The sequence below is a fragment of the Leptospira semungkisensis genome, assembly GCF_004770055.1.
Taxonomy (GTDB): Bacteria; Spirochaetota; Leptospiria; order Leptospirales; family Leptospiraceae; genus Leptospira_B; species Leptospira_B semungkisensis.
On the sequence record NZ_RQEP01000005.1, the window covers coordinates 57,277 to 70,544 of the forward strand.

The 13,268-nt window shown below is 41.8% G+C and carries 15 protein-coding genes; 8 read left to right on the plus strand and 7 right to left on the minus strand.

Going from position 1 to position 13,268, the window contains the following annotated elements:
• Positions 1-3: 3 nt before the first annotated feature.
• Positions 4-1,233 carry a transposase gene (locus tag EHO59_RS00345; protein ID WP_425460210.1) on the plus strand — a complete coding sequence of 410 codons (1,230 nt, stop codon included), beginning with the start codon at positions 4-6 and terminating at the stop codon, positions 1,231-1,233.
• On the opposite strand, the gene EHO59_RS00350 is transcribed toward EHO59_RS00345, so the two are convergent.
• Positions 1,162-2,439: a PilZ domain-containing protein gene (locus EHO59_RS00350; RefSeq protein WP_135583656.1), complete on the minus strand. Its 1,278-nt coding sequence runs from the start codon at positions 2,437-2,439 to the stop codon at positions 1,162-1,164. The two genes, EHO59_RS00345 and EHO59_RS00350, sit on opposite strands and share 72 nt — an antisense overlap.
• A gap of 179 nt (positions 2,440-2,618) precedes the next feature.
• Between EHO59_RS00350 and EHO59_RS00355 the strand changes: the two genes are divergently transcribed.
• Positions 2,619-3,146: a hypothetical protein gene (locus EHO59_RS00355; protein WP_135583659.1), complete on the plus strand. Its 528-nt coding sequence runs from the start codon at positions 2,619-2,621 to the stop codon at positions 3,144-3,146.
• Positions 3,146-3,934 (plus strand): enoyl-CoA hydratase/isomerase family protein, encoded by a 789-nt coding sequence (locus tag EHO59_RS00360; RefSeq protein WP_135583661.1) that lies wholly within the window; start codon positions 3,146-3,148, stop codon positions 3,932-3,934. Before EHO59_RS00355 ends, EHO59_RS00360 begins: the two co-directional genes overlap by 1 nt.
• Positions 3,935-3,936: 2 nt before the next feature.
• On the opposite strand, the gene EHO59_RS00365 is transcribed toward EHO59_RS00360, so the two are convergent.
• The 5 genes from EHO59_RS00365 to EHO59_RS00385 all read right to left on the minus strand — a co-directional run bounded on the left by EHO59_RS00365 (position 3,937) and on the right by EHO59_RS00385 (position 9,524).
• A complete protein-coding gene (locus tag EHO59_RS00365; RefSeq protein ID WP_135583663.1) occupies positions 3,937-5,205 on the minus strand; it encodes a hypothetical protein in 1,269 nt (422 codons plus the stop codon).
• Between the two features lie 66 nt (positions 5,206-5,271).
• The gene (locus EHO59_RS00370) at positions 5,272-6,027 is read right to left on the minus strand and encodes an LIC_10740 family protein (RefSeq protein WP_135583665.1); all 756 of its coding nucleotides are present in this window, start codon (positions 6,025-6,027) and stop codon (positions 5,272-5,274) included.
• On the minus strand, positions 6,008-7,099 hold the full coding sequence (locus EHO59_RS00375) for an N-acetylmuramoyl-L-alanine amidase family protein (RefSeq protein WP_135583667.1): 1,092 nt from the start codon (positions 7,097-7,099) through the stop codon (positions 6,008-6,010). Before EHO59_RS00375 ends, EHO59_RS00370 begins: the two co-directional genes overlap by 20 nt.
• A complete protein-coding gene (locus tag EHO59_RS00380; RefSeq protein ID WP_135583669.1) occupies positions 7,066-8,727 on the minus strand; it encodes a DEAD/DEAH box helicase in 1,662 nt (553 codons plus the stop codon). Before EHO59_RS00380 ends, EHO59_RS00375 begins: the two co-directional genes overlap by 34 nt.
• Positions 8,724-9,524 carry a class I SAM-dependent methyltransferase gene (locus EHO59_RS00385; RefSeq protein WP_135583671.1) on the minus strand — a complete coding sequence of 267 codons (801 nt, stop codon included), beginning with the start codon at positions 9,522-9,524 and terminating at the stop codon, positions 8,724-8,726. Before EHO59_RS00385 ends, EHO59_RS00380 begins: the two co-directional genes overlap by 4 nt.
• A gap of 159 nt (positions 9,525-9,683) precedes the next feature.
• Between EHO59_RS00385 and EHO59_RS00390 the strand changes: the two genes are divergently transcribed.
• Genes EHO59_RS00390 through EHO59_RS00410 form a run of 5 tightly spaced genes read left to right on the plus strand, consistent with a single transcriptional unit; the run spans position 9,684 to position 12,872 of the window.
• Positions 9,684-10,139 carry a RidA family protein gene (locus EHO59_RS00390; protein WP_135583674.1) on the plus strand — a complete coding sequence of 152 codons (456 nt, stop codon included), beginning with the start codon at positions 9,684-9,686 and terminating at the stop codon, positions 10,137-10,139.
• Positions 10,139-10,711: a hypothetical protein gene (locus tag EHO59_RS00395; RefSeq protein WP_135583676.1), complete on the plus strand. Its 573-nt coding sequence runs from the start codon at positions 10,139-10,141 to the stop codon at positions 10,709-10,711. Before EHO59_RS00390 ends, EHO59_RS00395 begins: the two co-directional genes overlap by 1 nt.
• Before the next feature lie 21 nt (positions 10,712-10,732).
• Positions 10,733-11,413 carry a molybdate ABC transporter permease subunit gene (gene modB, locus EHO59_RS00400; RefSeq protein WP_135583678.1) on the plus strand — a complete coding sequence of 227 codons (681 nt, stop codon included), beginning with the start codon at positions 10,733-10,735 and terminating at the stop codon, positions 11,411-11,413.
• Positions 11,414-11,424: 11 nt separating this feature from the next.
• The gene (gene modA, locus EHO59_RS00405) at positions 11,425-12,189 is read left to right on the plus strand and encodes a molybdate ABC transporter substrate-binding protein (protein ID WP_135583679.1); all 765 of its coding nucleotides are present in this window, start codon (positions 11,425-11,427) and stop codon (positions 12,187-12,189) included.
• Complete coding sequence (locus tag EHO59_RS00410; protein ID WP_135583681.1) at positions 12,189-12,872, plus strand: sulfate/molybdate ABC transporter ATP-binding protein; 684 nt, start codon at positions 12,189-12,191, stop codon at positions 12,870-12,872. Before modA ends, EHO59_RS00410 begins: the two co-directional genes overlap by 1 nt.
• A gap of 33 nt (positions 12,873-12,905) precedes the next feature.
• Here the strand turns inward: EHO59_RS00410 and EHO59_RS00415 are convergent, their stop codons facing one another.
• Positions 12,906-13,238 carry a metal-sulfur cluster assembly factor gene (locus EHO59_RS00415; protein ID WP_135583683.1) on the minus strand — a complete coding sequence of 111 codons (333 nt, stop codon included), beginning with the start codon at positions 13,236-13,238 and terminating at the stop codon, positions 12,906-12,908.
• Between the last annotated feature and the right edge of the window lie 30 nt (positions 13,239-13,268).

Genomic DNA, 13,268 nt, shown 5'->3' on the forward strand with positions numbered 1-13,268 from the left:
CAAATCTCTTCAGCGCAATCCCAACATTCGCCTAATAACGATTATACGAACAATAACCTCTCCTCTATTAGACTTACTAGCAAATCTCATTTAGGAATCAACAAGGACTTCTACTTAGCTATTACTAAGAAATTCCTGGATAACTTCTACCCAAAAACCTGTACAACTCTCGCGTGTGAAAATCATATCTTAGATAAAGAGATTTCTACTAGACCAGATGTGATTCGATGTTCTAAATGCCATGCTCAACAATCTAGACTATCATATACTCCCCTTCACCATTTTAAATTGGATCTCTGGATGTTCGGGTATGTATTACATGAATCTCTTATCCAATTCCCTAAGGTATTAACTTCTACAGAAATCAGTAAAAGACTAAAGATCAGTTATAAAGCAGCTAGTTTGCTCAAAAGAAGATTCCAGTTATTCTGTTCTGATCAGTTACCGAAGTATAAAGACCTAACCTACAATGCATTAAATCATCAGTTTAAAGACTTCTTACTACCTCCCAATGAGAACAAAGACATTTCTAAGAAAATGGCTAATAAACCCTATGTATGCGTAGATACAGCCGTTTTATACTCTGCTGGGGAAAGAGCTAATAAAGGTAGAAAGAGATACAGTAGTAAAGGACAAACCTCTTCTATTTACCTATCTCCTAAGCTTGGAGGTAAACAAGTCGGAACCCTAGTACAAACTATCGGTATAAAAAATGGTCCTGTATTCTTTACTTCTGTGCCTAACCAAAAAGCAGAAACACTAGGACCTATTATTAGAGATCATATACCTACTTCATCTGCTTTATTTAGTGATCTAGGATATTCATGGCTTTGGGGAGTCTATAGGAACCATCGAGCAGTTAACCACTCGGCAAGATCTTCTGATAACAGATTTAGATGGGCTAGGAATAGATATTCAAAAAATGGAATACACTCACAGGTATCAGAGGGAAATAATAGGCTACTGAAAACAGCTTTTGCTTCTTATGGGTGGATAAAGCCAGAGTATAGTACTTTATATCTGAATGAATTTAGTTTTATTAAGAATGCGAATGTATTTGGTTTAGATGTACTAGTTAATGATGGTTTGAGTAGGGAGCTTTTTGTATCTAATCGGAGGTGGCTACGAGAGGAGCCGGTGAAGATTAGATCTAAAAGATCCTCACTCCGAAAGTATCTTCAACTTCTTGCTGAAGATGTAATTTTGCAGATAGACCATGTCATCCGGATTTGAATCGAAGAAGTTTACCCCGAGATGAAACTTACCATTAGGCAACTCAAGAAAACGAACGACCTCGCCGCGGAGAACGAGCTCTCTTTCCTGGATCGGGACAAACATCTTAATGATATTATGTTTTTTCAAATATTGAAAGGTCCGAGCATCTTCTATTTCATAGAGAAGACCGTTCATACTTATATCCAGGATCCTCGTAACTGCCTCTTCATTTCTGAAATTATCTTGGCGGATATATACCTTGGTTAAGGCATAAGTTAGGATCTCGCCCAACTCTTCTATGTACAATGCTTGTTGTTGGACGATAGAAAATTTGTCCATTGCAGTGGTATAGACTCTAATATACCCGATCGGATCGTTGAATAAACGAATGGGAGTCACTACATAAGAGATCATAAAGTCTCGGATCTCTGCCTTTTGCAATTCTCTGAAAAACTCATCTGCTTTGGCCTGACTTTGGGTCTTGACAAGATGTAGATATTCATCCCGAAAATTATCTAGAAATGGATCTTTCTCCTCTCCTATATAATTCATAATCAAGGAACAATCAGGAACGTAGACGGATCGATTGTATTTGCGAATGAATTTAGTAAGGAACCCTTCTTCTTTTCCAGGACCGAAGAATACGATTTCGAAGTCCTTAGATACTCCTAGAATATATTCAGTAGCCATCAAATTGATTAGCTTCAGACTAGGATTGTCCTTCTTAATCTCCTTCATCAAGTGAAAGAAGCGCTGTTCCACACTCAAATTTTTTCCGAGCTCTCTTTCTCCTCCGCTCAAAGAACGATATAGAATTACGTAGTTCATGAATAAGTCGTCTACTGCGACGCGGATATTCTTTCGGAACGCAGCTGCCTGCAATTCGGAAGGGATCTTTATTCGAACATGATCTTCCCAAAAATCCAAAAGAACTACTTCGAATTGGTATAGTATATTCAAAATTTCGAAACTGATTTTCGCACGCAGGATACCCTTAGGCTGTAAGTAAGGCACATAGAGTATTAGAGTATCTTCGCCGACTTCTTCTACAATTGAATTGAGCTTGTCTCCTTCGTAGTCGAAAGGGAATTCTCTTTGATCCGCCTTTAAGCTATAGAAGAGATGTTTAACTAGATTGATGTCGGAGCCGATGATGGTTTCCCCGAACATCGTTTCCAATATCGTTATCAGTTCTTGAAGTGTATCCGATCGTCCTACTGCCATGCGTTTGCAAAGGGAAAGTTCTCCCCTATCTATATTTTCGACTTCGAGCTATCCCGAATTCAGTTCCTAGTTAAGGAAAGAAGTCTCCGGATTTTTTTTCTCGGAATGAGACATAGACGTCGTATTTGGGGAAGGAAATTGTTCGGGGGAATTTTTGACCTTCTGCCGAAAAATAAACCATGGCAGAGAATAAATCCGAACTCAATCCTGAACTCTTCGATATGATGCGCCAAGGAAAGCTTTCCGCAAACAAGATCTTAAATCTGATCTCGTTAAGGGAAGTCGTGGATAAATTCGCATCCAAGCCTTTCTTAGAAGAAGAGAAATTGGCCGAGATCAAACAACTCACAGGAGTTGAACCGGATATTCTTACTTGGGGAGATTATTTCCAAACCGAGATTGCTTCCCGCTATTTTGATAAATCTGACTCCGATTTCACCAAGATCGTAGATACGATCCGTTTTGATCTGGTTTCAGCTCATCTCATCTTTTCCGATAAACCGAATTACTTTACCGATTCAGTAAGAGGCCAGGCCTTAGTTTCTCGTTCCATCGACAGCAGCTTTTGGAGCTTAGAAGATGAGGAAAATGTCCACCTGGAAATCCTATTGGATTATTATGAACAGATGGGATTAGGAGAAAAACCACTTGCCGTTTCCGATAGAGTTTGGTACGAAAGTTTCGAGCTCAAGCAGGAAGCGGTTTAATGGCATTAGTCGATTCTGAAACAGTCGAACTCTCCTCCGAATCTAGAATAGAAATCCTTTATCTAAATAACCCGGAAACTAAGAACTCCATGACCGTTCCGATGGGTCAGGAGTTTAAGGCACATATCGAGAGGCTGAAAAAGAATCCTCCTCGTGCAGTAGTCATAACCGGTAAGAACCAAATTTTCTCTGCTGGCGGTAATTTCGAATTACTCAAGTCTTTTGCAGAGAAGTCCTTCGAAACGAATAAGAAGGAAATGTTCGAATTCTATAATCTTTTTCTTACTGTTAGGGACTTGAATGTTCCAGTGATCTGTGCCGCTAACGGTCATGCGATCGGAGCCGGCCTTTCTATTACTTTCGCATGTGATCTCAGAGTCTTTGCAAACGACGGCAAGTACCAGTTCAATTTTGTGAAACTGGGTATTCACCCTGGAATGGGTTCGAGTTACCTTACTAAAGAACTTTTCGGACAAAGCCTCGCGAACCGTCTTCTATTCTTGGCAGAATCCTTAAGCGGAGAAGAATGCCTTTCATTAGGAATTTGTTATGATTCCGTTCCGAAGGACGAAGTATTGCAAAGAGCGATCGAAATTGCGATCTCGATTTCTGAAAGTGCGCCGATGGCTCTCAGTGAACTAAAAAAGAATTCGTATGATAGAGAAAGCCTGAACGCTGCCCTTCGCAAAGAAGCAGAATCCCAAGCATTGAATTTTCTTTCTCAGGATTTTAAAGAAACAATCAAATCCATCCAAGAGAAGAGAAAGCCGGTCTTTAAAGGGTTCTGAACTTAAAGATTCTTTAATAAAGGTTTTAATTCGATCAGTATTTGTTCTTCCGGAACGGTTAGATCCAACTTCTCTACCTTCTTAGGGATCCGTCCGGAAGAAACGTCGTCGGAGAGAGCCTTGATCTTAGAAAGTATCTGCTCTTCTGTGCAATTCGAAATAGAAATGATATTTGGGATGTCCCTTCCCCAAGAAAATCTGAGACCGGGCGAGTCCACAAAAAAGGACTCCGTAATTCCGTCTCCTTCCTTATCTATCATAGTGTAAACGGTCGAATCTCCGGTGATTACCGTAACTTTCTTTCCTTTTAAATAACGATCCACTTTGACCCGAGTGTTCGTCATATCCCTGTTCCAAAGATAATAGTAAAGTTTATCGATCTGAGAATCGATCAGCTTGTCTACGGCTGCCCTATAGAGCTGGCCGTATTTTTTTCCGACTTCTTCTTCCCCTCTCATGAGCCCGTCTACTTCTCTAGGGGTGGTAGAATGTAGATAAAAATCGGGAGCTCCATTAGAGACATTCGTATAAAAGTTTTGATCCTTTCTATCTCCGGGATAAGGATTCGAATCTGGAGATGAATTATTCAAAAAACCTAATAGGAACTTTTTTCGCTCCTGCGTTTTCGCTTTCAATTCCTCGAAACGAGTTCTTAGAGAAGTCGTCTTAGGGGAATCTTTTCCGTAGATTCTTTCCGTTCTAGAATACTCAGCAAAGCCTGCCTTCTCGGCTGCATATAGCTTTAAAAGCTCATCGTCGTATTTTACCAACAGATCGAATTCTTTATTTTTCTGCTCAGGCTCATTCGCTTGTGCAGGAGCAACTGGCGCAGGGTCTGGTTTATCGGTATGATTCGTACTTGCAGTTTTGCTAATGGAATACGATTTTTCCGATTCCGGAAGTTTTGCATATTCCTGATCTAATTCCTTCATTCGAGTGAATCTATAGATCTTATTTAAATATTCCTTTTCCTTCTCTTTGACTTGAGCCGGATCATCATAACCGTCCTTTAAGAGAGTAAGTTGTCCTCGATCAATGATAAGAAGTGTGGATTCGGATGTGTCCTTGTTCAGATTACGATCTGGAAGGGACTTTCCTTCCTTATCTACCAATTGAATAGAATGAAAAGCGATCCTATCCGTACGAAAATCGGTTATATTCGCGATGTCCGGAGAAATCTGAAGATCCGGAGCGGCATAATCCGTCGAGATTGCAGTTATAAATAGCAAAACAATGCAAAGACGGAAAAGGAAAGAACGGGATCCGGACATAGCTCTTCTTACTATCGGTAAAAAGAAGGCGATAAACAAGGCCCCCTGAAGATTTTAGAAGGCTTCCTACTTAGAATGCGAAGTAGAAAGAGAATACGTAAGTCCGTTCAGATCCGAAACTTCTCCACCTAATCTATATTCTATGCGCGTGATCTCTGGGAAATTCTCGAATAGAGTTTTCTCCACCGCTAAAAAAGCAGAGGACAAAAGTAGAAGTTTCTTTCTGCTGATTTCTGCAGTCTTCTGGTCTTCCGACAACTGGCTCGCGTAGGTATAGTCTATTCGGAATTTCATCTCACTCAGTAGATTTTCAAGAGTGGATTTACGAAGATCCAGGATCAAAAGATCTCCTCTTTTCCAAATAGAGATTACGGAGTCCTGCAGGTTCGGAAGTTTTTTCAAATTCCTAAATTGAGCGGATGCATTCGGAACACTCGGATCGAAATAATTGGACTCTCCCGTTTCTCCGATCAAAGTAAGAGCATCGTGTCTGAAATCTTCTCCAGTTAATAGAACTCTTCTTTTAACTGGATAGACTTGTCCTTCTCCATCAGACTCGAATACCACTGCTTCTTTTCTAGGATCGAAATTAGGAAGATCGTACAGAGTGAAAGGCACTAAAAGTTTCAGAGGATTTTTTCCAGCGAGAATAAAGCCGGTCAGAAATAATAAGACGATGATCCAAGAGTACGTTAGGAACAATGCCTTCTTGGATTCAGGAGAATCGGAAGGTCGAGTCGCTAGGCTGAAGATCCAGGCATAAAACGCTTCCCAACGAGCTAGGATCGCAGCCCAAATTTTCTTAATCTTTTGCAAGTTCATACGCTCTCACACCTTCTAAGATACTCTTTGCCAATTTCACCTGTTGGGTCTTGTCAGCCAAGAGATCCGATTCTTTTGGATGGGTAAGATACCCCATTTCCACCAGAATGGCAGGCATCAAACTCCCCCTGAGTACGGAAAAGTCGGCCTTCTTCACTCCTCTCGACAATATCTTGGGACCAAGGTTTTTTTTCATCTCGGATTCAATGCTGCGAGCAAGCAAGCGGCTCCTTCTTTGGATAAGAGAAGACATCATTCCCGCCTGGATCTTTCTATATTGAGGCCCACCCTTTTTGCCGGAGATCTTATTTTCAAATAAGGAAATCTCCCTCGCTGCCTCTGTTGAAGGAGTTTGGGAAAGATAATAGACCTCGTAGCCGTTCACGTCGTCCGAGATGGAAGCATTGCAATGTAAACTAATGAATAGAACAGAACCGCCCTTTTGGAGTTCCGAGTTTGCGATCTCCGATCTTCTTTCCAGCTCTATGAACGAATCTCCTCCTCTTGTCAGGACCACTCGAACCTCTGGATAGACCTTGTTCAGGAATTTCTTTACGAACTTGGCGACTTGCAAAGAAACCATCTTCTCTTGGATCCCTTTAGGAGAAGAAGTTCCCGGATCCTTTCCTCCGTGGCCTGCATCCACAATGATCGCAGAAAGCCTAAGCCTCTCCGCTTTGGGAAGAAGATCGAAGATCAGTTCTCCTTCCTTGAACTCGTAACTCACGTCTCCGGGTAATAGTCTCACGAAGACAGCTTCTACAATATCCGGAGGAAGTAGAAAATCTTTGTCTCTATAAATAACAGGTAGATTCGTTTTTTCTAAACTACCGTTGATTGCGTAAAAAGAAGAACCGATCCTGAAACGGATCTCTCCGGTGGTATGAGAGATGGAACCGACTAGAGTTGCCGGTTCAAATTTAGGCTGTAGTCCCGGAATGCGCTTTCGGATCTCTTCGAAAGGCACATATCCGTTCTTACTTATAGTAGGTATTCTCGTCTCAGCGGAGAGAGAAACATTCCAAAAAAGGAATATTCCTAACCCCCAAAGAAGGATTTGATTTTTTTCCAAATGGATTCCTTCTTCTTGCCGGAACCTTTGCGAGACTCATTGATATCGAAAAGATTTCTCTTCTTCTTATCGTAGTCGTTGTTCTGTTTTTGTCTTTTGTCTTGTCGGTGATTGGGCTGAGAAGCGGCTCTCTGATTTTCCGGACGCGGCTTTCCCTTCTTCTTGTTTTTGAAGTTTTTATCCCTTCGATCCGGAGAGCTACCGAATACGTTATCCGCTTTTTGAAGGAATTCTTGAGCTTCTTGGATGGCAGCTTCCGGTCTTTGCTTGCCACCGAATTTCTGTTTCCCGGGACGAGAATCTTTACTTTGGCCTTCTCTACGATTGTCTCTAGAGTCTTTGTTCCAAGTCTTCTCTCCTCTTCCGCCGTTCTGGCTGAATTCACGGCGAGGTTTCTTGGAGTTTCTATCTCTTCCACCCTGGTTGCGATTTCCGTTCCTTTCCGAAGGAGCGTTATCGAAAGCATCTCCTCCCATGAATGTCTGGAACTCTCCCGAAGGAAAGACGAGAGTCTCCTCTTCGACAGGGATGACATCTATTTTCTGTTTTAGATACTTCTCTATTTTTTCCAACTCTATATAATCCGATTCAGAGCAGAAGCTAATGGATTTACCCACTCTTCCCGCTCTTGCAGTCCTTCCTATTCTATGTACATAGTTTTCGGTATCTTGAGGAAGATCGAAATTGAAAACTACTTCTATATTCTCTACATCAATCCCACGACTCGCAACATCTGTTGCCACCATGAACTTGAACTTGCCTGACTTAAAATCACGCATTAATCTCAGACGTTTTTTCTGATCTAGATCGGAAGAGATTCCTGTGATCGGGATCCCGTATTTTCTAAGTGAATATACGATTTTCGGAATATTCGCTTTAAAATTCGTGAATATGATTCCCTGTCCTTCCATCTCTTCGCCAAGAATAGAATTCACCATGTACGGCATCTTCTCTTCTCTGCCCAAGTGGACGAGCTTTTGGTCTATTCTTTCGGTGATCAGTTTGTCCGGATTGATCTGTATCTCTACAGGTTCGTTCATGAAACGATATGCAAGGCGCATAACTTCAACGGATAGAGTCGCGGAGAACAATAGAGTTTGCTTTCTATTCTTACACTTATGAAGAAGCCAACGTATATCGTTGATGAATCCCATGTCCAACATGCGATCCGCTTCGTCCAGAATGAAGAACTCTACCTTTTCGAGATCTGCAGTGCCGCTTCTTGCCAAGTCGATCAGACGTCCTGGAGTCGCAACGATTAGACCATTCAATCCTTCCAGATCTTTGTTTTGGGTCTTGTAATCCGTTCCTCCGATAATAGAAACGACTCTGTAATCGGTATGCTTTAAAAGCTTCTCTGCTTCTTCTGAGATCTGGATTACCAATTCTCTTGTAGGAGCAAGGATCAAAGTGCTGATCCCTTGGATCCCTTTATTCAGGATCGTGTGAATTGTAGGAACTAGGAAAGCGACCGTCTTTCCTGTACCGGTTTGAGCGAGACCGGTTACGTCTTTTCCCTCCATGCCAGGAGGGATTGCTTTTTCTTGTATTGGTGTGAGCTCAACGAAACCTGCTTCTTGTATGGCTCTTTGCAGGTTGGGCTCGAGATTTAATTCTTCGAATTTCATATTTTTTTAATCGCGATTGAGTGGAATGTGTCGGCGTAGCAGGAGAGGTTTGCATAGCGGACGAAAAGTCGATGTGTCAGGAATTTTCCCTTCCACCCCCTGTCTCTATTAGGGTGGTAGGACATAGGTTTCCTATATACCGTGACGAGACCGTACATTTTCAACATTTTTTTAAGAGAATCGGGTGAGTAATCCCAAAAATGGTCCTTTGGATGAGTGCGAAACCATTCCTGAGGATTCGTTTGAAAAGAAGGTCCGTTCAAAGAAGGAAGTCCTAAGAACAAGAGCCCTCCAGGCTTGATCATAGAAGTAAGTTTTTCAAGAACGACTTCTACGTTAGGAAAATGCTCTATTACAAAAAAAGCACAGACCGTATCAAAGGTTTCTTTAGGAAGAATGGAATCATCCAAGAAAGATCCAGCGATTACATCCAAGCCCAATTTCTCTCTAGCGTATGCAGCTTCTGTTTTAGAAAGCTCTAAACCCTTAACTTTGTATCCTCTCTTCTCTGCTTCGGATAAGAAGAAGCCTGCGGCGCAACCTAGTTCAAAAAGAGTCTTGCCTTCGGGACTTTGAAAAGAACTCATCATGTCTAAACGAAGCTTAGCTAGATTTCTCAGCTGTACCTCATCCTCATAATAAGTCTTCTTGTATTGGTTCTTATATTCTTCTTGGAAATACGAGTCTTCGTATTTTCTTTCCTGGGCTAATCGATAGTAATGGACCCCCGTGCGACGACAGACCATGTAGGCGTCGGGAAACTGAGGATGGGGTTCCAGTTCGAGTATAGAGGACATGCTTGCCTAACTGAACCTTGTCACAGACTCATCCTTACGTAAAGGAAAATCCCCCTCTCGAAAAGAAATACACCCGGAAAAGAATCCTCCGAATCTGCTTGAAAAAACCCTTACGAATCCAGGAATTGAAGAGAACGAAGAAAAGGAAGCCCCTGCCGAATGAGCATATTGGAAAAAATCAAATCCCTCGGGTTAGAACTCCCGCCTACTCCTAAGGCCATAGCCGCATACATACCAGCCTCCCAATCCGGAAACCTAGTGTTTACTTCCGGCCAATTGCCGATGAAAGACGGAAAGCTAATGCTCACTGGGATCCTAGGAGCAGGCCTCGGAGTAGAAGATGTGAAGGCAGCTGCAGAACAAGCTGCTCTAAACGCACTCGCCGCGATCAGCGGAGTGATCGGAGATTTGGATCAAATCAAATCCATCGTTAAGATAGGAGTCTTTGTGGCTTCTTCTCCCGAATTTACGGAACAACATCTAGTAGCAAATCATGCTTCTAACTTATTGCTCAGTATTTTTGGAGAAGCGGGACGTCATGCGCGCTTTGCGGTAGGAAATTCCTCCCTGCCTTTAGGAGCTCCTGTAGAAGTGGAGATGACGGTTTCCTTATAATGATACGCTCCTTATTGAGAGACTTAAGCCTTGCAGTTCCGGCCGTTCCCATCATACTCAACGGCTGGAAAAAATTCTTATCCCAGCTCTTCGGGAGATTCTTAGATTTCTACTCCGATAAAAACGGTAAGGAAAAACTATTATTTATATTAGCATTATTGCAATTGTTCTTTAGCTTAACTAGCTGGATCAATTATTCCATAGACTTGGGAGTAGAATCTTCTTCGGATATGGTTTCTAAGATCGCAAATCTACTCGGACTAGGGCATGATAGTAATGGAAAAGAAGAAGTGAACATGCGAGTCGCAATAAATATATTCTTCATACTCCCATGCTTCTTGACATTTTTCTTTGGAGGTTTTTGGAGAAGCCTTTGGGTAAGTAAGACGATCCTAAGCTTACAAGGCATCAGCGGACTATTATTTCTGCTTGGAGTCTTGTTTCCTGATATCTTCTTTGTTAGCTTTTTGAAAGAAGAAGATTATGTGTACAATCTGAATTTCTACGCTTTCTTTACAACTTGGTCTCTCACCACCTTGGTTGTCTTGAGTTCGGGAAACTCCAAGACCTAAAAGATCATCTTTATTAATAAAATGGAATCTTTTGACTGGGACTCCGTTCGATCGCCTTTAATTCTCACATTACAGGTAACCTTATTCTCCACATTTTTTGCTACGCTTGTGGGGATTTTATTCGCCTATCGAATGTCCAAGGCTCGATTTATAGGAAAATCATTCTTGGACGCAGTATTCACTTTGCCCATGGTGCTCCCGCCTACAGTTCTCGGATATTATCTGCTAGTCTTGTTCGGCAAAAGAGGAATACTAGGTTCCTTCTTATTAGAACATTTCCAATATTCTATATTATTTAATTTGCATGGAGCTGTTCTTGCTTCGGCAATCGTTTCCTTTCCCTTAGTCTACAGATCTGCAAAGGCAAGTTTCGAGGATTTAGATCCAGAATACGAAGAAGCCGCCTACACTTTGGGGAAATCTAAGTGGGCAACTTTTCTACTCGTAATTCTTCCTCTTTCTTGGAGAGGGATTTTGGCCGGTTCCATGATGGCTTATGCAAGAGGGATGGGAGAATTCGGAGCCACCTTAATGATAGCGGGGAATATACCTGAAAAAACTCAGACCTTGGCCTTAGCTATCTACGACTCAGTCCAAGCAGGAAACGATACTTTTTCTTTACTGCTCGTAATTGTTGCTTCTATTACATGTGTATCGGTTCTAACTTTGGCAGGAATTCTACTCAAAAAACCTCATTGGTAAAAGGCGTTCGAATGAAGACCAGAAAGTATTCGCTAATCCTAATATTCTCTCTACTATTTAACGTTTCCTTACTCGCTCAAGAGAAGGAAAAAGAGATCCTTGTTTCCGCTGCCTCAAGCCTCACGGACGTATTAAAAGAAATCGGGATCGTTTTCCAAGAGAAGACAAAGATCAAACCAGTATTCAATTTCGGTTCTTCCGGAAGTCTGTATCAGCAGATCGAAAAGGGAGCACCTGTGGATGTTTTCATCTCTGCGGACCAAGACATCACCGATAAAGGAATCGCAAACGGAATCTTAGAATCGAATACTAAAACGATTCTTTTAAAGAATACCTTAGTCCTAGTAGTTCCAAAGAATAGCACTGCAAAGATCGAAAAACTGCAGGACTTGCAAGCACCGGAGATCAAAAAAATAGCGATCGGAAATCCAAGCTCCGTTCCCGCTGGTAAGTATGCCGAAGAAGTTCTAAGCAAAGACGGACTGAACAAGACTTTAAAAGATAAATTCATTCCTGCAGAAAACGTAAGACAGGTTTTGGATTATGTAGGAAGAGAAGAAGTGGACGCAGGCTTTGTCTACAAAACGGATGCTCTCGTCGCCGAGTCAAAAGTAAAAGTCGTCTTACAATTGAGTGGGCATAAACCGATCCTTTATCCCGGGATTTTAGTGAGCGGCATTAAGAATTCAGCGGATGCAAAATCCTTCTTGAATTTTCTGCATCAATCTCCCGAAGCCAAAGCCTTATTTACAAAATATAAATTTACACTTCCTTAATGTCTCTTTCCGTCGATATCCAGAAGAAACTAACTGACGGAGAAAGAGAATTTCTTCTGGATGTGCAATTTGAGTTCCAAGGAAATTTTCAAGTCTTGTACGGGCCTTCCGGCGCGGGAAAAAGCCTGACCTTAAAGGCAATTGCAGGACTTTTAAAACCGGATCGAGGCAGGATCCAATTTAAAGATCGGGTATATTTCGATTCTAAAGCAAAGACAATCATCCCTGCCGAAAAAAGAAATCTGGGATACTTATCTCAGAATTATGGATTATTCCCTCATTTGACCGTGAGAAAAAATATAGAATTCGGATTGAAAGGCCTGTTTCAGATCCGCGCGGACAAGAGAACGAGAGAATCCGTTGCAAACTTAATGGAATTATTCGAAATACAGGAAACTGCGAACAGCTATCCTAGATATCTTTCCGGAGGACAGAAGCAAAGAGTTGCATTGGCAAGAGCTCTTGCCCGAAATCCTGAAATTCTTCTCTTGGATGAACCGTTCGCAGCCTTGAATCCGGATCTAAGACAAAAGATGAGAGAGGAATTAAGGTCTCTGCGAAATAGGATCGATGTTCCGATTCTTTTGATCTCGCATGATAGGATAGATCCTGATTTCTTCGGAGTCTCTCCCCTTTACATGGAAGACGGGAAAATCAGGCAAGGCCCCGCTACTACAGATTAAGATTTTATAATGTATTTTAATATAGGATCCGGATTAGTAATCGAAAATTCCTAGATCCATCTTCGCTTCTTCAGAAGCCATAGCTCTTGGATCCCATTTTGGAGTCCAAACAACTTCCACATCAACAGAATTGATGCCTTCCACGCGAAGAGCGTTGTCCTGAATCTCCTGTTTCATCTGAGGTCCGGCAGGACATGCCATGGAAGTATAGGTCATCTCGATCTTGGCCTTATCTCCTTCCACTTGAATACGATAGATAAGTCCCAGTTCCGCGACCGAGATCCCGATCTCCGGATCTTCTACTCTATGGATCTCCGCATAGACCCTTTTTTCTATATCTTGCGTTGGTAATTCTAATAATTGCATGTCTAGTAATTAGTCTATTCTCGCTCAGAA

Coding starts and splice junctions, on each gene's coding strand:
- EHO59_RS00350 (WP_135583656.1), bottom strand. CDS start 2,439: ATGGCAGTAGGACGATCGGATACACTTCAAGAACTGATAACGATATTG.
- EHO59_RS00355 (WP_135583659.1), top strand. CDS start 2,619: ATGGCAGAGAATAAATCCGAACTCAATCCTGAACTCTTCGATATGATG.
- EHO59_RS00360 (WP_135583661.1), top strand. CDS start 3,146: ATGGCATTAGTCGATTCTGAAACAGTCGAACTCTCCTCCGAATCTAGA.
- EHO59_RS00365 (WP_135583663.1), bottom strand. CDS start 5,205: ATGTCCGGATCCCGTTCTTTCCTTTTCCGTCTTTGCATTGTTTTGCTA.
- EHO59_RS00370 (WP_135583665.1), bottom strand. CDS start 6,027: ATGAACTTGCAAAAGATTAAGAAAATTTGGGCTGCGATCCTAGCTCGT.
- EHO59_RS00380 (WP_135583669.1), bottom strand. CDS start 8,727: ATGAAATTCGAAGAATTAAATCTCGAGCCCAACCTGCAAAGAGCCATA.
- EHO59_RS00385 (WP_135583671.1), bottom strand. CDS start 9,524: ATGTCCTCTATACTCGAACTGGAACCCCATCCTCAGTTTCCCGACGCC.
- EHO59_RS00390 (WP_135583674.1), top strand. CDS start 9,684: ATGAGCATATTGGAAAAAATCAAATCCCTCGGGTTAGAACTCCCGCCT.
- EHO59_RS00395 (WP_135583676.1), top strand. CDS start 10,139: ATGATACGCTCCTTATTGAGAGACTTAAGCCTTGCAGTTCCGGCCGTT.
- modB (WP_135583678.1), top strand. CDS start 10,733: ATGGAATCTTTTGACTGGGACTCCGTTCGATCGCCTTTAATTCTCACA.
- modA (WP_135583679.1), top strand. CDS start 11,425: ATGAAGACCAGAAAGTATTCGCTAATCCTAATATTCTCTCTACTATTT.
- EHO59_RS00410 (WP_135583681.1), top strand. CDS start 12,189: ATGTCTCTTTCCGTCGATATCCAGAAGAAACTAACTGACGGAGAAAGA.
- EHO59_RS00415 (WP_135583683.1), bottom strand. CDS start 13,238: ATGCAATTATTAGAATTACCAACGCAAGATATAGAAAAAAGGGTCTAT.